General features: G+C 35.9%; 17 protein-coding genes. 16 read left to right on the top strand and 1 reads right to left on the bottom strand.

The window, feature by feature from the left end:
• Positions 1–36: 36 nt before the first annotated feature.
• The 12 genes from N4627_RS06975 to N4627_RS06910 all read left to right on the top strand — a co-directional run bounded on the left by N4627_RS06975 (position 37) and on the right by N4627_RS06910 (position 13437).
• A complete protein-coding gene (locus N4627_RS06975; RefSeq protein ID WP_260964424.1) occupies positions 37–1152 on the top strand; it encodes an acyltransferase in 1116 nt (371 codons plus the stop codon).
• A 24-nt stretch (positions 1153–1176) separates the two neighbouring features.
• Positions 1177–2241, top strand: coding sequence for a glycosyltransferase (locus N4627_RS06970; RefSeq protein WP_260964422.1), 1065 nt, complete (start codon positions 1177–1179; stop codon positions 2239–2241).
• Between the two features lie 80 nt (positions 2242–2321).
• Positions 2322–2699, top strand: a complete 378-nt coding sequence (locus N4627_RS06965) for a transposase (protein WP_260964420.1) — start codon at positions 2322–2324, stop codon at positions 2697–2699.
• A gap of 481 nt (positions 2700–3180) precedes the next feature.
• Positions 3181–3561 carry a DDE-type integrase/transposase/recombinase gene (locus N4627_RS06960; RefSeq protein WP_390893929.1) on the top strand — a complete coding sequence of 127 codons (381 nt, stop codon included), beginning with the start codon at positions 3181–3183 and terminating at the stop codon, positions 3559–3561.
• Between the two features lie 83 nt (positions 3562–3644).
• A complete protein-coding gene (locus tag N4627_RS06945; RefSeq protein ID WP_390893942.1) occupies positions 3645–3758 on the top strand; it encodes an IS3 family transposase in 114 nt (37 codons plus the stop codon).
• Between the two features lie 167 nt (positions 3759–3925).
• Complete coding sequence (locus N4627_RS06940; RefSeq protein WP_260964419.1) at positions 3926–5662, top strand: phosphotransferase; 1737 nt, start codon at positions 3926–3928, stop codon at positions 5660–5662.
• A gap of 1 nt (position 5663) precedes the next feature.
• Positions 5664–6377 (top strand): NTP transferase domain-containing protein, encoded by a 714-nt coding sequence (locus tag N4627_RS06935; RefSeq protein WP_003716773.1) that lies wholly within the window; start codon positions 5664–5666, stop codon positions 6375–6377.
• A 4-nt stretch (positions 6378–6381) separates the two neighbouring features.
• Positions 6382–7872: a BCCT family transporter gene (locus tag N4627_RS06930; RefSeq protein WP_260964417.1), complete on the top strand. Its 1491-nt coding sequence runs from the start codon at positions 6382–6384 to the stop codon at positions 7870–7872.
• Complete coding sequence (locus tag N4627_RS06925; RefSeq protein WP_260964416.1) at positions 7869–8987, top strand: acyltransferase family protein; 1119 nt, start codon at positions 7869–7871, stop codon at positions 8985–8987. The genes N4627_RS06930 and N4627_RS06925 overlap by 4 nt, the downstream gene beginning before the upstream one ends.
• A gap of 49 nt (positions 8988–9036) precedes the next feature.
• Positions 9037–10764, top strand: coding sequence for a hypothetical protein (locus tag N4627_RS06920; RefSeq protein ID WP_260964414.1), 1728 nt, complete (start codon positions 9037–9039; stop codon positions 10762–10764).
• Between the two features lie 108 nt (positions 10765–10872).
• Positions 10873–12450: a peptide chain release factor 3 gene (locus N4627_RS06915; protein WP_003716782.1), complete on the top strand. Its 1578-nt coding sequence runs from the start codon at positions 10873–10875 to the stop codon at positions 12448–12450.
• A gap of 12 nt (positions 12451–12462) precedes the next feature.
• Positions 12463–13437, top strand: a complete 975-nt coding sequence (locus tag N4627_RS06910) for an acyltransferase family protein (protein ID WP_003716783.1) — start codon at positions 12463–12465, stop codon at positions 13435–13437.
• Positions 13438–13558: 121 nt separating this feature from the next.
• On the opposite strand, the gene N4627_RS06905 is transcribed toward N4627_RS06910, so the two are convergent.
• Entirely contained in the window at positions 13559–14308 is a 750-nt protein-coding gene (locus N4627_RS06905; RefSeq protein ID WP_260964410.1) for a hypothetical protein, read from the bottom strand.
• A 162-nt stretch (positions 14309–14470) separates the two neighbouring features.
• On the opposite strand from N4627_RS06905, the gene N4627_RS06900 reads away from it, so the two are divergent.
• From N4627_RS06900 to N4627_RS06885, 4 genes are all read left to right on the top strand, one after another.
• Complete coding sequence (locus N4627_RS06900; RefSeq protein WP_260964408.1) at positions 14471–16858, top strand: KxYKxGKxW signal peptide domain-containing protein; 2388 nt, start codon at positions 14471–14473, stop codon at positions 16856–16858.
• A 103-nt stretch (positions 16859–16961) separates the two neighbouring features.
• On the top strand, positions 16962–19268 hold the full coding sequence (locus N4627_RS06895; protein WP_260964406.1) for a peptidoglycan amidohydrolase family protein: 2307 nt from the start codon (positions 16962–16964) through the stop codon (positions 19266–19268).
• Between the two features lie 112 nt (positions 19269–19380).
• On the top strand, positions 19381–21381 hold the full coding sequence (locus N4627_RS06890) for a hypothetical protein (RefSeq protein WP_260964403.1): 2001 nt from the start codon (positions 19381–19383) through the stop codon (positions 21379–21381).
• Positions 21382–21589: 208 nt separating this feature from the next.
• Positions 21590–22894: an NlpC/P60 family protein gene (locus N4627_RS06885; protein WP_098045420.1), complete on the top strand. Its 1305-nt coding sequence runs from the start codon at positions 21590–21592 to the stop codon at positions 22892–22894.
• Positions 22895–22911: the final 17 nt, after the last annotated feature.

Raw genomic sequence — 22911 nt, 5'->3', positions numbered from 1 at the left:
ATAAGTTCAGTATAATACTTTAGAATTTATAATAAAATGTTAGAGGAAGATAAATTGGTGAAAGAACGAAACTATGGAGTAGATTTGCTACGAATAATATCTATGTATATGATTATGACCTTGCACGTCATGTCAAATGGAGGGAGTTTATTAGAACATCAGGTTAATACATACCATACACAAGTAATTTTACTATTAACCTTTTTTAACAATGTTGCAGTAAATCTCTTTGCTCTTATATCAGGATATGTGGGAATAAAAGCAAAGAGAAAAGCAAAAAGAATAATTGAGCTATGGCTCCAGGTACTTTTTTTCTCTTGGGGAATAATGCTATTTTTTTTACTTTTTCTTCCACAATATTTAAACCATTTTCAAGAGCTCGCTAGTATATTCCCAACACTTAGCAAGCAATACTGGTATTTTAACGCTTATTTATTGCTTTTTATCTTAATGCCAATTATTAATAATGGAATTAAAAAATTAAATAAATCACAATTTTCAAAGTTATGTTTATTATTATTTATAATTACAAGTTGTATAGGAGGGATATTTTATCAAGACTCATTTGCATTAAATAATGGCTTCTCAGGAATCTGGTTAATAATCATGTATATTTTTGGTGCTTATTTAAAACAATATGGTTTAAAAATAAAGCCTAATCTTAGTTTACTTATGTATCTCATGGCTTCGATATTGGGAGCTGTAATAGTAAACTTAACGGTAATAGGGAGCAATGGCTATTCATCAGGGAAAGTATTATATGATAATTGGTTTAAGTGGTTTAATTATAATAATCCTATAATGGTAATAAACGCCATTTTATTATTTTGGGTATTTGTAAATATAAATATTAAGGGAAGATACACTATAGGATTTATTGAACATATTAGCACATTAGCTTTCGGTACCTACTTGTTACAAACTAATTATATTGTCTATGCTTGGTTTAAAGGAAGATACGCTTATTTTTACGATAAGAATATACTCTTTATGTTATTTTTGATACTTCTAACAGCTTTGGGATGGTTTATTTTAGGGTCAATAGTTGAGGCTATTCGTCAATATGCCTTTAGAAAGTTAAAAATAGTAAGCTTTGTAACAAAATTGCTTAAGAAACCAATGGTTCATCTAAAGATGTTCGACAAAAATTAGTTATCGTATTAAAGAGGTTACATAATGAAAATACATTTTATTTGTTCACCCGTTAGTGGAAATGGGGGTATAGAAACAGTTTTATCTGAGGTGATAAGAAGAATGTCGTTAGATTATGATATATCGTTGACATTATTAAATAATCCAGGAAATCAATCGTGGCTTAAAAAATTACCTCAGAAAATTAATATTAGTTATCCATCTAGCACGGCCAAATTAAAACTAAGTGGTTACTTGGCTAGGACATTTTCAAGAATTAATAATGATGACCAAGTTATTATTTTGGGAGCCAATATTTTAAAATTAGCTTATTTTTATAAAAAAATATGTTTCAAAAAGTGGAATATAATTTCATGGATCCACTATTCTTTAAAAGATCAAAATATGTTTAATCCGCATAATTTGCTCTATGCTGATTATCACTTAGCAATAAGTTCAAGTATCAGAGACCAGATGATTGAGCTCGGAATTCCTAAAGAAAAAATTTATTTAATCTTTAATCCTATTTCCAAAAAGAGAGAAACGAATATATCCCCCAAAAGCAATAAGATTAAATTGGTATTTATTGGACATATAACCCTTAATGGTCAAAAAAATTTAAAGGAACTTTTTGATGGAATTAAAGAATATAATAATAACTATTCTAAACTGACCCTTGATATTTTCGGCTCTCCTGATGAAATCGATGCATGTAAGAAATATGCTAGGTCGCTTAATATTGAACAGGAAATAAGATGGCATTTTTGGACTAATGATCCTTGGAAGATAATTTTGACTGATATCAAACCTAATGCATTAATTTTAACTTCTAAATTTGAAGGGTTACCGATGGTTGCTTTAGAAGCTTTAAGTTACGGTGTACCTTGTATTACTTCGAATTTCAAAGGATTTAGTGATATTGTTAAAGATGGTAAGAATGGATTGTATTATCATCAAGGAAATGTAAAAGAATTAGCTTATAAAATAAATCAATTGGCAAATATAACTTTTAACCCAAAGATGGTAAAACAAAGTATAGAGTTCTATTACGAAAATAACTATTACAAGAAGTTAAAAGAGAGTTTAGAAAAAATAATAAAAAATAATTGATGTAAATAAACTGCTTGAGAGGCTTGAAGTGCCCTACAATTGTTAGACAAGAAATCTAATGATTGCGGGGCACTTTTCATATGGTCAAATACAAACCTGAATTAAAGACGAAGATTGTGAATGAATATCTATCAACTTCACAAAGTGCTAATGCTTTAAGTGAAAAATATCAGATTAACAGACAAAAAATAGCTAAATGGATTCGGCAATACCGTTTGAATGGGGTCGGTGCCTTTAAACGTCGACGATATAAGCGAACCTTTACCACCGATTTCAAGTTAAACGTGGCAGACTACTACCAAGCTCATGAGGATTCAATGGCTGAAGTAGCGGTTCGTTTTGATATCTTACCAGCACAAATCTCTGTATGGCGCTCACAATTTGAACGGGACGGGATTACAGCTTTGAAGCCTCAACCGAAAGGTAGGCCGTCTAAAATGAAACGTACCAAAAAATAAATCCGTTAACTCGCCGGCAAGAGTGAGTTAGAACGCTTAAAAGAATAATTAGCGAAGAAAAATCAAGAACTTTATGACACCAAGTTGGAGTGTGATATCTTAAAAAAATCGTTGCCTCTGTTCGGGTCCTCAAAGCCAGGAAGAAAACTCAAATAGTGAATCGGATCAGAGACGATCAAGAATCTCTACCCAAGAAGTAACGTTAATAAGATTGGTGATTTCCCTAAAACCATTGAGCTTCCCAAGACCACCTATCACGATGAACGGAAACGAATCGCTAACAGTCATGACAAGTATAGTGAAGTAAAGGAAGTAATTCTTCAAATCGCTCAACAGTTTCAAATTCGAGGGCGTTGGACGGCGGGTTATCGGCGCATTCAAGCAGAACTGGATAATTTTAAATTACACTTGTTGGGAGATACAATTTGGAAGTTAATGCGTGAATTAGATGTGCAAGTAAGCTTATACAATTGCCGTCGGAATGGTAAATACTCATCATATCAGCACCATTGGTCAGGTTGCAGACAATAAATTGAAGCAAGAATTCAATGAAGTTCGGCCTTATCAGGTTATTCATACTAATGTGACACAGGTTCGTTTAGCCCATCACCAATGGGCTTATATCTCAGTAATGATTGACGAAGCGAGTCAAGAGCTCCTGGCTTTCCAGATTAGTACCAGCCCCAATAAAGATTTGATTATGCGAACTCTAACAGAATTGATTGACAATTTACCTGATGATACACAACCGGTTATCCATTCAAATCAAGGTTGGCACTACCAGTTAGGTTACTATACCCAAAAAATTAGCAGATCATCGGTTCATTCAAAGTATGTCACGGAAGGAAAAATGCTTGGATAACGCTCCAATAGAAAGTTTCTTTCACTTATTTAAGACGGAATTACTGGCAGGCTTTCCAACGTGTAAAGACATTACGGAACTAACTGATCTTTCCCCCCCAAAAAAAATATGTTCAGTACTTTAACAACGTCAAAACGACCTTAAAAACAAGAGGTATGACTCCGGTTGAGTACCGAAATCATACTTTAGCAGCTTAATATTTCAATTTTGTCTAACTTTTGTCTTGCACTTCAGTTATGTTGTATCTTATCAAGTAGTTTTTTACACATACATGTTATGGAGGTAACTCAGAATTGATTATTTAAATATAGTTTGTAAAATGATAAAATTATTTTGTTCAATTTTATATAAAAGGATAGAATATATGAACAAACAATTACTAGATTTATTCAAATTAAAATTAAAAAAAACTCAAGCAACTCAAAGAGACTTGGCAAGTCAGCTGAATATCTCCTTAGGAAAGGTTAATCAGTTATTAGATCAGTTGAAGCAGAATGGCTTCTTTAATGAGGAGCTGTCTCTAACGATTAAGGGAAAAGAGTATATTGAAAACCATCATCCGCAACAGGCAGTCATTTTAGCTGCTGGCTTTGGAATGCGGATGGTTCCCATTAATACCGAGGAGCCTAAAGGATTGCTAGAAATTAATGGAGAACCGTTAATTGAGCGCCTGATCAAGCAGCTTCAAGCTAAAGGGATCAAGCGGATTAAAATTGTTGTTGGCTTTATGAAAGAGCATTATGAATACTTGATCGATCAATATGGGGTTGAATTAGTAGTTAATACTAAATACGGTGAATGGAATAACCTGTATTCATTGTATCTGGCTAAGGATTATTTAGAAAATAGTTATATTGTCCCGTGTGATCTTTGGTTTAAGAACAATCCGTTTTCAGAACTTGAAGATCAAGCATGGTACATGTTTAGTCGACAAACTAATTCGGGTTCAAACTGGCAAGTAACTAATCGAGGAAACATTAAGCCAGTTAATCAAGACGGCAATAGAATGGTTGGCCTCGCATATCTGGATAATGAGTTAGGAAAACAACTAAAACAACGATTAATTGATCGGGTAGACTCACGTGATGGACTTAATCAGTTTTGGGAATCGGCTTTAGACTTTCATGGTTCGGCGATTGATGCCAACTTGGTTGATGAGCATGAGTATGCCGAAATCAACTCTTATGAAGAATTGCGTGATCTTGATGGTAATTCCAATCATTTAAAAAATGACGCAATTGATGTAATTGAACAGACGCTAAAAGTTCCTGGAGAAGCAATTAATCAGATCCACGTCTTGAAGAAAGGTATGACTAATCGTTCCTTCATCTTTTCTTGTCAGGGAAAACGATACATTATGCGGATCCCTGGAGCAGGAACTGGTCAATTAATTAATCGTCACCAAGAATACGATGTTTACCAAAGGATTAAAGGATTACCTTATGTAGAACGGACCTTGTATTTAAATCCCCAAAACGGCTATAAACTAACTGAGTTTATTGAAAACTCCCGAAATTGTGATCCTAATAATTGGGATGATGTTCAACAATGCATGTATCTATTGAAACAAATGCATCAGGAGAACTTAAAAGTTGATCATCAATTTGATTTAGCTGGTCAAATTAATAAGTATGAGCAGTTACGCAGTGTCCCTTCTGCTTATCGTGATTACGGTAAGGTGAAACAACAGGTAGAAAGACTCTTGCAATATATTGAGCGGTTGGATAAAGAGTGGACGCTATGTCATATTGACGCGAATGCCGATAATTTTGTGTTTGATCAACAAGGAAATATTTTCTTAATTGATTGGGAATATGCTGGAATGCAGGATCCACATGTCGATATTGCTATGTTTGCAATTTACTCAATGTACGATCAATCACAGATAGATCACTTAATCGACTTATATTTTGAACATTCAGTCAGTGAGGCTATTCGGTATAAGATTTACGCTTATGTTGCTATATGTGGTCTGCTTTGGAGTAATTGGTGCGAATACAAGCAGTCATTAGGCTTAGACTTTGGTGAATACTCATTAGCTCAGTATCGGTACGCAAAAGAGTACAGTCAAAAGGTGCTTCGGTACTTGGAAAGGAAATAAGATGGCAGAAATAGAAAACGCAATTATTATGGCAGCGGGCTTAGGCACCCGGATGCGTCCGTTAACCTATAAAACACCTAAACCGCTAATTAGGGTTGCGGGAAAGCCAATGGTCGAATCAGTAATTGAAGGACTGCACCAAAATGGAATTTATGATATTTCAATTGTTGTCGGTTATTTAGCCAAGCAATTTAATTATCTGGGAGAAAAGTATCCAGGTGTGAAGCTGATTAATAATCCGTACTATAACCAGTACAATAATATCTCATCATTGTATGTGGCTCGTAATGAATTAAAGAACACGGTAATCCTCGATGGCGATCAGTTAGTAATGAATCCCAAATTATTAAAGAGGGAATTTACCCATTCTGGATATGCTGGAGCAAAGATTGATCGGTTTACTGATGAATGGATTATGCATCCCGATCAAAATGGTAAGATCTTACAATGCGACCGTTCAGGAAATGATCATGGTTGGCGCTTATATAGCCTATCAAAATGGCAAGCGGAAGATAGTCTGCGTCTGAAAGACTACTTAGAAGAAGAGTTTGAACATGCTCATCATTATGATATTTACTGGGATGATATTGCCATGTTTGATTACTTTGATGAGTTTTCATTATATGTAATGCCAATTGCGGCTAATGATATTATCGAAATTGATAGTGTCGACCAATTGAAACAGGTTGATCAGCGGCTGACAAAGAGAGGATAGGATCGTGAAAAAGTATAAACAAATTGACTGGTCCTTAGTTACTATTCCGATTATTGTTGTTTTTGGCCTGAGTTTTTTATTAGAACGCTTCCCTAAAAATTCACAGCTCATTTTGGAAGGTATTCGGTCATTCTTAAATAATCAATTATCGTTTCTCTATATTTTGGTGGGATTGTTCTTTTTTATCAGTACACTGTACGCTGCTTTTTCAAGGATTGGCCGAATCAAGCTCGGTGATTCAACAGACAAACCCGAATATTCAAACCTTCGCTGGGGAGTCATGATTTTTACTTCAACCATGTCAGCCGATATTATCTTTTACGCCTTATGTGAATGGCTAATGTATTCCAGTGAGCCGTTTATCAAGCAAAAAGGGGCAACAATGGAATGGTCGTTAACCTATTCGTTATTTCATTGGGGACCGATTGCTTGGTCGTTTTACCTAATGTTGGCGGTGGCATTTGCCTATATGCTATATGTGACCAAAAACAAACGACAGAAATTTTCAGAAGCCTGTCGACCATTACTGGATAAATATACTGATGGCATAGCGGGAAAATTGATTGATTTAATCGCTATCTTTGCTTTAATTGCAGGAACGGCGACTACTTTTTCCATGTCCATGCCCTTATTGTCGCAAACGGTTGGTGTCCTTTTTGGAATCCGTCAGGTTAAGCAACTATCGATTATTTTAATTTGCGTGGTTGTTTCAATTTATCTGATTGCTTCAGTAATTGGAATGAAGGCAATTTCGCGGTTAAGTACGATTTGTTATGTTTTCTTTATTGGCTTATTACTCTATGTTTTACTTTTCAGCGGTTCTTTTAGTTATATTGTCGATGCTGGTGTCCAGGCAGTAGGGAATTTAACCCAAAATTTCATCGGGATGGCGACGACAACTCATAGCCATAGTTTTACCCAAAACTGGACAATCTACTACTGGTCATATTGGATTGTTTGGTGTGTGGCCACGCCATTTTTTATTGGTAGTATTAGTCGGGGACGAACAATTAAGGACGTAGTTTTACGCGGTTATACTTGGGGACTAGGTGGAACCTTCTGTGCTTTCGTTGTGTTAAGTAGCTTTGGCATGTCACGCCAAGTGCAAGGATTAGTCAACGCTACCCAGTTAATCTCAGATGGCAAAAACTATGCCCAGGTAGCCATTAAGCTAATGGAGACTTTGCCTCAGTATCGCATTGCCTTGATTCTTTTGGCTTTAGCAATGATTGGTTTATATTCAACCGTGTTTGATTCTATTACTATGGTTATCTCTAAATATTCATATAAGCACTTATCAATCGAAGAAGAACCTAGTAAAGCGATTCGAGGATTTTGGGCAATTGTGTTTATGGTATTGCCAATGGCACTGTTAATCAGTAATAGTAATATGTATAATATTCAATCGGTAGCCATTATAGCGGCATTGCCGACAATGATCGTGATGATCATGATTGTGGTTGGGTTTTATAGAGAGAGTAGGAGAAATAAATGATAAAGAGAAGTAGTCGAAATTCGAGTATTGAATTACTTCGGATATTGAGTATGTTTGCAATAGTGATTCATCACTATGCCTACCATAGCACCTTTAAGTGGTGGGTTTATAATACACAATATTTAGGTGCGTTGAAAGTTAACTTATTTTTACACTTTTTTGGCAAATTAGGGGTCGATATTTTTGTAATAATTGGTGCCTATTTTTTGTGTGAAAAGAAATTTAACTTTAGAAGACCAATTAATCTAATGCTAGTAACTATATTTTACAGTTTTGGAATTTGGATTTTTTTGAAATTTATATTGCAAACAAAATTATTAGTTCCGACCTCTTTAAAGACAATTTTGCTACCTTTTCCTTTACCTAGTGGGTACTGGTTTGTATATGCATATGTAATTATGTTGTTTGCAATGCCTTTTTTAAATATAATTATTAATTCATTAAATAAGCCTAAATTGATACTTCTTATAATAGGCTTAACGTTTTTATGGTCGATTTTAGTAGTAAGTTTTAACATTTTTAGTGGGAAACCAGATACGAGCTTAGATAATTTTGGTTATACACAAACAACGTTTTTCTTTTTACTATATTTCATCGCTGCTTATGTCAGAAAATATAGTGGAAAAATTTTGAACTCCAAAAAATATACAGCAATCGGCTCTGTTGTTGGATTATTACTGGCAGTTGTATGCGCGTATTTAGCAGATTCTCAAAAATTGCTTAATGGCATTCTAGATACTTTTAATATAAATGGTCCAATTGTGATTGGAACATCGATTTTTTTATTTTCTTTTTTTAAGAATTGCCATTTTAATAGTAGCTTTATTAACTATATTGCTGGCTCGATGTTCGGCGTTTATTTAATTCATGAGGATTCGTTTGTTAGACCAATAATCTGGACTCAGTTAATATCTTCTAAACTATACGAACAATCAGGATTACAGTATTTGATAGCTGGATTAATTTTTTCATTAGTGGTGTTTGGAATTTGCATCATAGCAGATATTATTTGTAGGAGACTGATTTTTGAAAAATTAATCAATAAAATGACCACATATATAAGTATCCTTTTTAATAATTTGGAAAGGATCTTTGACAAATATATTGAATTATAAAGATATTCAATTTTTAGTATAGTATCTACTGAAAAATTAGGAGAAAAAATTGGAAATAAAAGATAAATATTACAATCTGTGTATTATTATTTTCTTTGCAGTCTTAAGTTCTTTAATGATTATATTAGGATTAAGATACGGAAGACTGATTTTAATGTTTGATTGGTTATTCCACTCATCAAGGGCTCAAGAAATTTATAATAATCTACAGGAAGGGCAAATTTTCACATTTATATCAACAAGTACAGTTCAACATATTGGTTCAGGAACATTTCTGTTTTATCCAACATTATTTTTGTATCCATGGGCTATTATTCATCTGATTACTAATGCGGTAAGTGCTTACTACATATGGTATGGAATAGTAACATTTTTAACTTTTTATATTGCATATATATGTATGGAAAAGTTTAGTGGTAATAAATTAATGTCGTTGTTTTTTTCACTAGCATATACGGGGAATACGTATCGTTTAGGTATAGCTCAACATATGATAGGAGAATTTATTGTTGCGGCCTTTTTACCAATAGTTTTTCTCGGCTTCTATGAGGTCTTCTTTGGAAAGAAGGATAGGTGGTTTATCTTAAGTATTGGAATGTCTCTAGTATTATGGACACACTTGTTAACTGCATTTATTTTAGTTGAAATATTTATAGCTATTTTATTAATTTATATAATTGTATCCCCAAATAGAAAACAAATAATATATAGAATTAATTCACTTCTATGGAGTATTTTACTAACAGTTGTTTTATCAGTAGGGTTTTTATATCAATTTGTATTTGAAATGTCCTCTGGTAAAGTATCAACAACGTTACTACAGCTTTTAAATAATTCAATTCCCAATTTACAAGAAATTATATTACTTTCTTTAGGAAATTCAGATTATATGAATACGCATTCAATAGGATTGATTTTAATTATTGCATTACTGCTAGGATGGTATTTTGTTAAAAAATCTAAGCTACAACTTAATATATATATAATTGGAATTCTGTTGTTGTTGATTTCTTCCTCCATTTTTCCATGGTATTTGTTTGTACATACACCATTAATATTGGTGCAAATGCCACATAGATATTTACTATTTGCTACGTTATTTCTTTCTATCAGTGCTTCGTATATTTTTGAGAAGTTAATATCAAAATATGGTATTAATAAATATATAGTAGTTGTAGTATTAGCATGTAGTTTTATTCTTCTATACTTTGGCTCACAAGCTAAGTACTATGCTGAGATAAGAAATTATAACCCTAATACTTACTTAAAAAAGAACTTAAGCGGACAATCAAAGACATTGCCATTTGCTCAAGTTGATAACAAGAATTATGAATATCAGTTTGATTATAAGGAAACTTTTGGTGAATCTGATTACCTTCCTCAAAAGAGTGTGAATAGTAAAGCACTGGATACGTTAATAAACAATATTGCATATGTAAATGGGCGAAAGGTAGTGACAGATCCCCAAAGCGAGCCAAATAGGATTATTAATAATCTAAATATAGATACGAATGGTAGTACAATTGATTTACCAATAGTAGCATATAGAGATACTTATGTGATTTTAAATGGAAAGAAAGTCCCATTCAAAATTAGTGAACGTGGGAGTGTAAAACTGAATAATTTATTGAAAGGAAAAAGCAGAATAGTTGTAGGCTACTCTCCTAGTCGAGTCTATTATTATATGGTAGGCATAAGTACGATAGGCTGGTTAGTGTTATTGATTATGTTTATTTTTAGACGAAAAAATGCAATAAACTACCAGGAGATTAATTAATTAATTACTATTAGGAATATAACTAGTAAAGTTTATAAAATTCAACATAATTATCAATTATCAATCGTAAATTAAAGTATTCGAATAAAGTAACGAAAGGAAAATAAAATGTCACCAAAACAACTTGCTGAAGCAGTTAATAAGCGGCGGACATTCGCCATTATTTCACACCCGGACGCGGGAAAAACGACAATTACTGAACAACTCTTACTTTTTGGTGGGGTTGTTCGTGAAGCGGGGACTGTTAAAGCCCGGAAGACTGGTAACTTTGCTAAGTCTGACTGGATGGAAATCGAAAAGAAGCGGGGAATTTCCGTTACTTCATCTGTTATGCAGTTTGATTTCCAAGGGAAGCGAATTAATATCCTTGATACTCCAGGGCACGAAGACTTTTCTGAAGATACTTATCGGACCTTAATGGCGGTTGACTCCGCAGTAATGGTTATCGACTCTGCTAAGGGGATTGAGCCACAAACTAAGAAACTTTTCCAAATTTGTAAGATGCGGGGAATTCCAATTTTTACCTTTATGAACAAGTTTGACCGGGATGCCCGTGATCCACTAGACTTGTTAAACGAGGTTGAAGAGACTTTAGGAATTGAAACTTACCCAATTAACTGGCCAATCGGTTCTGGCCGACAATTTAAGGGAATTTATGACCGCTTTAATCGCCGAGTTGCTTTAACTCACCCCGCTGATGAAGATAATCCATATTTACCGTTGGACGATGATGGTAATGTTAAGGGCGATAATCCATTGGCTAATGATGGTGAATGGCAAGATGCTTTAGATGAAATGGAATTAGTGGATGTTGCTGGTAACCAGCTTGATCGGGATAAGATTGCGGCCGGTGACCAAACGCCAGTTTTCTTCGGCTCTGCATTAACTAACTTTGGGGTGCAAACTTTCTTGGAAACTTACCTTCAGTTTGCCCCAGCGCCAAGTGATCACCGTACAGAAAATGATGGGGATGTAAAACCGCTCGATCCAGAATTTTCTGGTTTTGTTTTCAAGATCCAAGCTAATATGAACCCTCGACACCGTGATCGGATTGCTTTCGTCCGAATTTGTTCAGGTGAGTTTGATCGGGGAATGGATGTTACTCTTGAACGAACCAAGAAGCCAATTCGTTTGTCTAACGTGACTGAATTTATGGCAGATACCCGGGAAAACGTTGAAAATGCGGTTGCGGGTGACATCATTGGGTTATATGATACTGGTAATTTCCAAATCGGTGATTCGATCTATACTGGTAAAAAAGACATTAAGTTTGAAAAGCTTCCACAATTTACTCCTGAATTATTTATGCGGGTAACAGCAAAGAATGTGATGAAGCAGAAGTCATTCCATAAGGGAATTAACCAGTTAGTTCAAGAAGGGGCAGTGCAATTATTCCGATCATACACTTCTGGAGACTATATCCTTGGTGCTGTTGGTCAACTTCAATTTGAAGTTTTCAAGTTCCGGATGCAGAATGAATATAACTCTGAAGTAGTAATGGAACCAATGGGGAATAAGACAGCCCGGTGGATCGATCCAGATCAACTCGATGAGAAGATGTCGTCATCACGGAATATTCTTGTTAAGGATATTCACGATCAACCACTATTCCTGTTTGAAAATCAATTTGCCGAGAACTGGTTCAAGCAGAAGTATCCTGATGTGAAGTTAACGGCAAAGTTGTAGGAGTATTTATTTATGAGAAAGAGACTTGTTTGGGTAGATATAGCAAAGGGAATTGCAATCATCCTCATGATTATCGGACATGAAATTAGTGGTAATATTAGAACATTTATTTTTTCCTTTCATATGCCACTGTTTTTTATATTGTCAGGATTTACATCGGGTGCGGTACTGACCTATTCTAAGTGGAAATCAAAATTACCGAAGATATTGGAAATGCTTATCTTAGCGATATTTATGATTATTCTGTTAAGTGTAGAAAAAGTGCTAGTATGGAAAGGCTCGGTGAGCCAAATAGCATTAGATACTCTTATAGGGATTTTCCAAGGCTCAAACACATATGGAGGGGTACATGCAATTAGTACTGTAGGCGTAATGTGGTTTCTTATAGTATTTGTATGGGCAAAAATTTTATTTGATTTGTTACAAGTGTTTTTTGATAATAAATATATTGGTGTAATCCTTGGAATAATTTCTTACTTTGCATATTTAATATCATTACATCACTGGTTACCGCAGGATTTAGATATTATTCCCATAGCAGCTTTATTTATGTGGATAGGTTCAGTCTTGAAGCAAGGATATTTTAGTGAAAAAATAAATATTAAGAAATATACATTACCTATCTTTGTTTTTATATGTTTCGTGTATTGGATAATTTGCTTACAGAACTCTATTAATATTGAGATGGCTACAAGGCATTACCCTTATTTCCTGGTATCCGTTATAGAGGCAGTAGCTGGTACAGTAGTTATATCTTACCTTTCTATTGGAATCCAAAATTTCAAAATAAGTAATTACGTTGCAACGATAGGAAAGCATACTTTGTCCGTTTTATGTATTCATCATTTAGATTTTTATTGGGTATTTTGGGGTGGCCTTATAAGCTCACCATGGCTAGCAGCTTTGGCTCGTTTAATTGTTGATTTAGGAATTCTCATGTTGGTTATCCTGTTTCAAAGATTTTATAAAAGAAAGATAACATTATAGAAATACAGTATTTTTGATAATATATCCTATTAAATTTAATGGTCCTGAAATGTTAAATTAAGTTAAAAAGACTATTGATTGATCCTTTCGATCAATCAATAGTCTTTTTAGTTTCTTTAAATTAATCATGTATTACCTGAGCATTATCCGGTAACGGTCCCGACCAATCTTGGTAATGAACTTCCGTACTACCTGGAATTGTCTGGCGATCCATGCCATCGCTATCGACGTGGTGAGTGATTCCATATTGATCTGTCCAGGTTGCAACATCACCAAGGCCTAACTGAACACCGTTATTATGTTGAACTTTATCTGATTGATTTGGAATGATTGGACCAGCGTTGTGAATAACCTGAGCGTTACTTGGTAAAGCTCCTGACCAGTTTTCGTAGTGATCTTGAACGCTTCCAGGAATAGTTTGGTGATCTAAGCCATTACTATCAACATGATGAACGATTCCGTATTGATCAGTCCAAACGGCAAGATCGTTAGTGCCTAGTTGAATATCTTTTTGCTTTTGAGTAGCTGGATTGTTTTTTGTGGCTAATACCGAATTATTAGCTTGATTAGTCGTACTAGTTTGTTGATTCGTTGAGGATGACTGAGTAGCGTTTTGACTAGGAGTATTAGTTGCTAATTTATTATTAGTAATAGCTTTAGCTTCTTTATTAGTTGGCAATTGACTACTAGAATTTTCTTGCTTAGTTTCTGTAGTAGCTTTTTTATGACTGTTTTGCTTAGCGATCTTAGTGCTAGCAGGCTCATGATCTGTTTTATGGGTAGCCACACTGCTAGTTGCACAACCGCCTAATCCTAGTGCAAGAACACATACTAATAAGCTATCAATTATCTTATTTTGCATCTTTAACATAATGTAGCACCCCTTTCCAATCAATTATTTAGTTTCCTTTCACTTATATTGTAACATTTTTGAAACATTCAAGTAACTAATCTGCAATATAGCGAAGAAAATAAAACCTATTGATAGTGATAGAATACATTATGTAAGTAATTACGGGAGGAGCTTATTATTATGAGGTATAAGTTATATAAAGCAGGTAAAATATGGCTTACAGCAGCAATTACTATTTTTAGTACATTGGCAATTTCAAGTAATGTTAATGCGGATGTAAACAATAATGAAACAAATGATAATCAGCAGGTTGTTCAAACGGGCGCTCATTTAAAAACTTCACAAACTACTAATGACGCAACAAATCAAGTAGTTACAACCGATGGCTGGCAGAATAAAGATAATAACTGGTACTATTATCAAAATGGTCAAGTTCAAACCGGTTGGCAAAATGTTAGTGATAATTGGTATTATCTGAATCCAAAAACCAATGCTATGGAAACCGGTTTACAAAACATTCAGAATAATATCTATTATTTAAACGAACAACATAATGGAACTTATGGGGCAATGCAAACTGGCTGGCAAAACGTAAACGGCAATTGGTATAATTTTGCTAACAACGGTGCAGCAATTAAAGGTTGGTATCGTTCAAATGCTGGCTACTGGTATCATTTTAATCAGGATGGTCAGGCCCAAACCGGTTGGCAGACGCTCAATAATCATAACTATTATTTTGATCTAACTAATGCTTCTGCAGTAAGTGGTTGGCAAAATATTGATGATAATTGGTATTATTTTGATCCGATTAATGTATGGCAAATGAACGGTTGGCAGCAAATTAATAATCAGTGGTTTTATTTTGATTCCAACCAAAAGGGGAAAATGTTATCTGGCTTACAGCAAATTAATGGTCACGGTTATTATTTAAATACTAATCATGATGGAAGTTTTGGCGCTATGCAGAATGGTTGGCAATTGATCGATGGTCGTTGGTATGGCTTCGGTGGTCCCAATGATGGCGCTGCTTATACTGGCTGGCATTTAATTAATAATCGTTGGTATTACTTTAATTCAGATGGTGAAGCTCGTGTTGGCTGGCAGTCCATTAATAATCATCGTTACTACTTTGATCCTATAAATGCATGGGCATTAACTGGTTGGCAATTATTGTCAGGAAAATGGTATTATTTTGATCAACAAAATGCTTGGTTACTAACTGGCTGGCAAACACTTAATGGAAGTCAATACTATTTAGATCCTGAAACTGGCCAGATGGCTACGGGTTACACTTTAGTCAATGGTCACCACTATTATTTTGATCTAACGTCTGGACATCAGGTAAAAGGATTTTTCCTTGATCCTACAGCTAAATTATTAAGCTATTATGATGAGCAAACTGGTATTCAACCAGCAAATATCATTGTGAATGGTAAAACAACCTCATTTGAGTCAACTAATGGTTATCTTAAGAGTGATAATTTTGTTAATGGCTTGAATAAAGTTGGTAATAAATATTTCTTGGTTGAGAATGGAACCTTTGCTAGAAATGTATGGCGACAAATCAATGGTTCATGGTACTACTTTCAAGACAACGGAGAAGCAACGACTGACTGGTATAAGTCCAGTGCTGGTTTCTGGTACTACTTTAATCATGATGGTCAAGCATTAACTAATTGGCAACATATTAATGGTCGCTGGTATTTGTTTAATAATACTAATGCAAATGCAGTAACAGGATGGTACCAATCAGATTATGGTAACTGGTATTATTTCGATCCAGTCAATGCATGGGCTGATACTAACTGGCAATATATTAATGGTATTTGGTACTACTTTAATCCTGATGATGCTTGGTTAGATTTGAATCAGACATTAACTTATAACTGGCAACAGATAATGGGGAGCTATTGGAATTCATCTTCAATAGCTATTCAGCTTCAGCGAAACGGGGCTGAATATGCAACAACAAATAATCCAGGATTAAGATATGAGGTTGCTAGTACAGTTAAAGTTGCTGTTCTTGCGATGCTTCTTCACAATACTGGTGGTAATCTTGATTCGACTCAACAGTCACTTGCAATGCGGATGATTCGTAACAGTGATAATGATGCGACTACAGCAATTCTGACAAATTATCTTGGTGGGATTACTTCTCTAAGTGCTATCTATAGTGCTTTGGGGATGAATCAGACAACTGCTGCTCCTCATTGGGGTTCATCATTAACGGTTCCATCAGATCAATTAAAGCTATTGAAGATGATCTACTTAGATCCATCTTCTAACTACCTTAATGATAAGTCACGGAATTATATCAAATGGCTAATGAATACCGTTTCTGCTGAGCAAAGCTGGGGTATTTCTGCTGGAAGCAGTAATTATTACCTGAAGAACGGTTGGCGTCCTGCCAGTGATAATGGTTTATGGGAAGTTAATAGTATTGGTTATATTCCAAATGGTAGTAATAGCTATACAATTGCAGTTTATACTCGGAACAACCGTAATTTTAATTGGGGTGTTAGTTATGTTGAGGCCTTGGCTAGAATTACGCGCCAAATTATAGGTTAAGCACTTAAAAACTTGGTAAAAAACTAGATTGGAAAATTCCTATCTAGTTTTTTTGTTTGGTGTTAAGATAAGAGTGTTTATATTTATGGAAGGGTAAGATCTGATGAAAAATCACTTTAAATTGTATAAAGCTGGCAAACTTTGGTTAACTGCCTGTATTACAGTACTCGGAATTATGGGTGCCTCAAGTGTTTACGCCGATGACCAGCAGTCAACTGTTACAGCAATTACTCAGTCAAATGTAGCTGCTCAGGTTCAAACTACTAGTGATCAACCTAGTAATTTGTCAACACCAACAGATATCAATGGGTATACTAAGCAAACTGATTCTAATGGTACTACTAGTTGGAAGAATACTAATGGGCAAACAGCAAACGGCTGGCAAACTAGCCAGAATAACTGGTATTACTTCAATAATGGTCAAAACGCTACCAATTGGCAATATATCAATAATAATTGGTATTACCTAAACCCGCAAAATAGTGCGATGGAGACGGGACTACAAACGATTAACAATAGTAAATACCTTTTAAATCCACAACACGATGGCACATATGGTGCAATGCAGACTGGTTGGCAATCTGTTAATAATAATTGGTACTACTTTGCTAATAATGGTGCGGCTATGAACGGCTGGCAATGGTTAGGAAATAATTGGTACTACTTTGATCCGTCCAGTTCAATTATGCAAAGTGGTTTAAAGCAGATTAATAACCATGGTTACTACTTAAATGATCAACATGACGGTACTTATGGCGCAATGAAGTATGGCTGGCAACAAATTAATGGCCGTTGGTATGGCTTTGGCGGTGCTAATGATGGTGCTGCCTACACTGGTTGGCATCTTATTAATAATAACTGGTACTACTTCAATCAAGATGGAGAAGCACGGACTGGTTGGCAAACGATCAACGGTCACCGTTATTACTTCGATCCGACTAATGCTTGGGCGCTTAAAAGTTGGCAAGTATTGAATAACAGCTGGTATTACTTTGACACTAACAATACCTGGGCTTTAACGGGTTGGCAGTGGTTAGGAAATAATTGGTATTACTTTGCTCCTACAAATAATGCAATGCTTGCTGGTCTTCAGACTATCAATAACAACTTGTATTACCTTAACGATCAACATGATGGTGCATACGGTGCGATGAAGACTGGTTGGCAATTGGTTAATGGTAGCTGGTACTACTTTAACAACAGTGGCTCAGCATTATCTAGTTGGCAAACAATCAATGGTAACCGTTATTACTTTGATCCTACGAATCACCAAATGTTTACAGGTGTTCATTTAATTAATGGCGACTACTACTTCTTTAGCCCATCAGGAAGTCAACAAAAGGGATTAGTTTATAATCCTGCTACAGGTTCACTACAATATTACGATCTTGTTACTGGTGTTCGCCAAAATTCAGCAATTGTGGACGGAAAAACCTTATACTTCAATTCAACTACTGGCGATCTGGATTTGAATAATCTAGCTGATGGCTTAAATAAGCTGGGAAATAATCATTACTTTAAGAGTAATAACCGTTTGGTAGCAAATACTTGGGAAAAGGTAAACGGTAGTTGGTATTACTTTGGTGATAATGCAGCCGCAACCACTGGCTGGTATAAGTCACCGGCAGGTTTCTGGTACTACTTTAACCAGGATGGAACTGCCAAAACTGGTTGGCAAAGCATCAATGGTCACTGGTACTTGTTTGATGCTAACAATGCAAATTCAGTTCTAGGCTGGTACCAATCACCGGCAGGTTTCTGGTATTACTTTGATCCGGAAAATGCATGGGCTCATACTGGCTGGACATTTGTGGGTCATAACTGGTACTACATGGACCCGACCAATGCTAATATGTGGACTGGTGGTCATTGGATTGATGGTCACTGGGTAAACCTGCAAAGTAATGGTGCCTTTATTGGCTTTAGTCAACGAGTAATTAATTGGTTCTTGGCCCGAGAAGGTAAGTTAACTTATTCGATGTACGGTTCACGAACTGGAGCTGATGGAACTGCTGACTGTTCTGGTTCAATGACTCAAGCTGTTTGGAGCGCTGGCGGTCATACACCTGCCCATACTTATTCCACTTTAGATTTAGGTAATTACTTGCTTCAAAATGGTTACTACCTTGCAGGACGTGGCCGTGGCGTTCAAAATGTTCAATACGGTGATATTGTAATTTGGGGTAACCCAGGTGCTTCTGCTGGTGGAGCAGGTCATACGGTAGTTATCTCTACTGCAGGTTCAGATCCAATGTGTATCTCAACTTGTGGATACTACTGGAGTTCAAATCCAAATTCTCGGTATGGTGCTGCTGGTCAAGCTGTTCAAGAATTTAACTATCAATGGTATTGGAACGATGATGATCGGCCATACCAAATGGTTTACCGTCCTAACTTCTACTGGGCATAATGATAATGAGATCTCATCAGTTGATGGGATCTTTTATTATTAATTGCGGTGTTAATTCTAAAATAGATGTTGTAAAATAATTGTGATTAAGCGTAAAAAAGGAGAATCATCAATGACTAACAAGAGTCTTCATTCTCATAAATTGAGAAATACGATTTTAGTTGCCGGTGCTGCTTTGACACTTGGATTATTATCATCTAACACTAAGGTAAGTGCTGATAACATTGCCACTGAAAACACAGGTTATGTAGCTAAGGCAAATACTTCTGCTAGTTTAGCCGCAACTCCAGCAGCTAATAGTTATGCTGCTGCAAGTTCAGCAATTAGTGCTACAAGGACTGCTAGTGCTGCTAGTGCTGCTGCAAGTTCAGCAATTGCTAGTGAGACTTCTGCAATAAATTCTGAATATGATGCAAAAAGTGCAGCTCAAGTTAAGGCTAATTCAGCAGCTGAAAAAGAATTATCTGATGCTAATTCCTCAGCCTATGCAATTGCTTCTAGTGCTGTAAATACTGATCCAACAAAAATTCCTGGGATCGAATCAGTCGCCCCAGCAGAATACAAAGCATATAGTGATGCTACTTCAAGTGCTAATGCCGCATACGCTCAAGCAAGTGATTCGGCTGCCCAAGCTTCAACCGCTGCATCAGCTGCCAAGGTAGCTAGTGATAATGCTGCTTCTGACTTAGATGCTGCTAAGAAGGTCGCTGAATCAGCTTCAAGTGATGATAAATCAAATGCTGAAGCCGCAGTTGCGGAAGCAGAAAAGAAGAGTGCTGAAGCCAAGAGTGCATATGAAAAGGCACAAAAGGAAAACGAAGATGCTCAAAATAAGTTAACAGAAGCTAAGAAAACTCAGGAAAGTGCATTGGCAACTGCCAAGACCTTGTTTATCGGTTCGCTTGCTCAAAGTGGCTTCCTGAATAAGCTTGAACAAAGTAACCGAGACGCTTTACAAAAATTACAAAAAGAAAATCAAGCAAAGCTTGCTGCAATTGAAAAAGAAAAAGCGGATGCCCTTGCTTCAATGAAAAATACAATTAATGGTTATTTGAAGGCTCAACTGGCTTACTTGAACACCAATCCGTTTTTACCAACAGGAACTCCTAATAGTTGGGGGACTAAAGAAGTTAAGCAAGAAGATGGTACTACTGAAACTGTTTGGTACTACTATGGAAAAGATGGTAAAGCTCTACAAGGTTGGCAGCAATTAGGTGGCAACTGGTTCTACTTCACACCAAGTGATGGTTCCATGGTTACTGGAATTCAAAAGATTGATGGGAATATTTATTACCTTAATATTAATCATGATGGTTCTTATGGTGCAATGAAGACCGGCTGGCAAAAGGTTGATGGCAAATGGTATGGCTTTAAAGGCGATGGAAGTGCATATCTTGGCTGGCAATTGCTTAATAATCACTGGTATTATTTCGATACTGATGAAGGATATGCCTTAACTAGTTGGCAAAAGATTAACGATCATTGGTACTACTTTGATCCAGTTAACGCCTGGGCGCAAACAGGTTGGTTTAAATCTGGAGCTGGTTTCTGGTATTTCTTCGATTACAGTAATGCCTGGGCCCTTACTGGTTGGCAACGACTTAATAATCGTTGGTACTACTTTGATCCAGTCAATGCTAATGCTCAAACAGGCTGGTTCCAATCACCGGCTGGCTACTGGTACTTCTTTGATTACAATAATGCCTGGGCATTAACTGGCTGGCAATGGATTAATGGTCACTGGTACTGGTTTGATAACACTAATGCATCTGCATATACTGGCTGGAAATGGTACCGTGGCTATTGGTACTTCTTTAACCAAGAAAATGCTTGGATGTCAACTGGCTGGACAACTAACCGGGATAACAATGAGTTATACTATCTTGACGCGGCAGGACATCCAGTTACTGGTTGGCAGATGAGTCAAGATGGTACTTGGTACTACTTCCAATCAGGTAGTTATGCTGCTGCTACTGATTGGCAATGGCTAAATGGTCACTGGTACTACTTTAATCCAGGTTATCCAAAGCACGGTGCAATGATGACTGGTTGGCAAAATATCAATGGTAAGAGCTACTACTTCTACAGCAATGGTTACTGGAGTGGCTACTAATAAGTTAAATTAATATTTTATTGATTGAGAACGTCTTGACTTAATGAGGGTCAAGACGTTTTTTGTAACAAAAAATTTCACTAATATTACAAGACGGCAACATTCGTTAACAAACTGACGACATTCAACTTTTTAAGAAAAATTTATTGTATAGTAGTAACCGTTGAAATTATTGATGAACGAATTAAAGGGAGTTGTATTTTAGTTTATGAGTAAGAAACATTACAAGTTATATAAGAGTGGTAAGCAATGGTTAACTATGGGAATCACTATTGCTTCATTAGCTTTTGGTATAACAATGGCTACTGACGCTCAAGCTGATGTAGTTGCTCAAGACAATGCAACTTCGACTACTCAAGTTGCTCAATCACAACAAACTGTTGAAAGTGCAACTGTGGCAGCTAGTTATGCAAGTACCAATAGTAGTATTGCTAGTGCAAGTAATAATGTCGTGTCAGCACAGCCAGCAACGATTAACAACTTTTCCACTAATGTTGCTAGTCAAGCTAGTCAAACAACTTCAGTAGCCCAAAACGGTTTAGTTAAAGAAAACGGTAATACTTATTACTACAATAATAATGCTAAGGTTACCAATGAATGGGAACAAGTAAACAACAACTGGTATTACTTTGGCAATGAAGGAAATGCCCAAACTGGTTGGTACAAATCACAAGCTGGCTTCTGGTATTACTTCAATAACGAAACTGCTCAAGCAGAAACTGGTTGGCAAAAGATTAACAATAACTGGTATCACTTTGACGAAACCGATGCTAATGCAAGTACTGGTTGGTATCAGTCAAATGCCGGTTTCTGGTATTACTTCGATCAATCAAATGCCTGGGCTGAAAAGGGTTGGCAGAAGATTAACAATAACTGGTACTACTTCGATGATACCAACGCTAATGCTTTAACTGGTTGGCAAAAGATTAATAACAACTGGTACCACTTTGATGAAAGTAATGCCTGGGCTAACACCGGTTGGTATAAGTCTAACGCTGGTTTCTGGTACTACTTTGATACTACTAACGCCAATGCTTTAACTGGTTGGCAAAAGATTAACAATGTTTGGTACTACTTCGATACTAACAATGCTAATATGCTTACTGGTACTCAAACGATTGATGGTAAAACATATAATTTTGGATCCAATGGTGCTTGGTTGGATGATCATAGTGAAGCCGTAAATAGGGCAATGTCAATGCGCGGTCGTGCATATGTATGGGGTGGTAACAACCCATCAACTGGTTTTGACTGCTCTGGATTAGTTCAATGGGCTTACGGCTTAGGTTCAAATTATCGGACTACTTACCAACAACAAACATTGGGTGCACACCACTATGATGTTGCTAATGCTCCGAAGGGTGCTTTGCTCTTCTTTGGTAGTGATAGTGCCCCTTACCACGTAGCTATTTCTCTTGGTAATGGTTCGTATGTCCATGCTCCAGAACCTGGTGATGTAATTAAAGTTGGTTACACTAAGTATTACTCAGCAAGTTACTACGTTGTATTGTAATTAGTCTTAGAATATAA

Origin of the sequence: Limosilactobacillus vaginalis (assembly GCF_025311515.1) — a bacterium.
GTDB lineage: Bacteria > Bacillota > Bacilli > Lactobacillales > Lactobacillaceae > Limosilactobacillus > Limosilactobacillus vaginalis.
This window is presented reverse-complemented; position numbering and strand designations above follow the sequence as displayed.

Excerpts from the sequence above, each read along its gene's own strand:
- N4627_RS06975 (WP_260964424.1), top strand. The coding sequence starts at position 37 with ATGTTAGAGGAAGATAAATTGGTGAAAGAACGAAACTATGGAGTAGAT.
- N4627_RS06970 (WP_260964422.1), top strand. The coding sequence starts at position 1,177 with ATGAAAATACATTTTATTTGTTCACCCGTTAGTGGAAATGGGGGTATA.
- N4627_RS06965 (WP_260964420.1), top strand. The coding sequence starts at position 2,322 with ATGGTCAAATACAAACCTGAATTAAAGACGAAGATTGTGAATGAATAT.
- N4627_RS06960 (WP_390893929.1), top strand. The coding sequence starts at position 3,181 with ATGGTAAATACTCATCATATCAGCACCATTGGTCAGGTTGCAGACAAT.
- N4627_RS06940 (WP_260964419.1), top strand. The coding sequence starts at position 3,926 with ATGAACAAACAATTACTAGATTTATTCAAATTAAAATTAAAAAAAACT.
- N4627_RS06935 (WP_003716773.1), top strand. The coding sequence starts at position 5,664 with ATGGCAGAAATAGAAAACGCAATTATTATGGCAGCGGGCTTAGGCACC.
- N4627_RS06925 (WP_260964416.1), top strand. The coding sequence starts at position 7,869 with ATGATAAAGAGAAGTAGTCGAAATTCGAGTATTGAATTACTTCGGATA.
- N4627_RS06915 (WP_003716782.1), top strand. The coding sequence starts at position 10,873 with ATGTCACCAAAACAACTTGCTGAAGCAGTTAATAAGCGGCGGACATTC.
- N4627_RS06910 (WP_003716783.1), top strand. The coding sequence starts at position 12,463 with ATGAGAAAGAGACTTGTTTGGGTAGATATAGCAAAGGGAATTGCAATC.
- N4627_RS06905 (WP_260964410.1), bottom strand. The coding sequence starts at position 14,308 with ATGTTAAAGATGCAAAATAAGATAATTGATAGCTTATTAGTATGTGTT.
- N4627_RS06900 (WP_260964408.1), top strand. The coding sequence starts at position 14,471 with ATGAGGTATAAGTTATATAAAGCAGGTAAAATATGGCTTACAGCAGCA.
- N4627_RS06895 (WP_260964406.1), top strand. The coding sequence starts at position 16,962 with ATGAAAAATCACTTTAAATTGTATAAAGCTGGCAAACTTTGGTTAACT.
- N4627_RS06890 (WP_260964403.1), top strand. The coding sequence starts at position 19,381 with ATGACTAACAAGAGTCTTCATTCTCATAAATTGAGAAATACGATTTTA.
- N4627_RS06885 (WP_098045420.1), top strand. The coding sequence starts at position 21,590 with ATGAGTAAGAAACATTACAAGTTATATAAGAGTGGTAAGCAATGGTTA.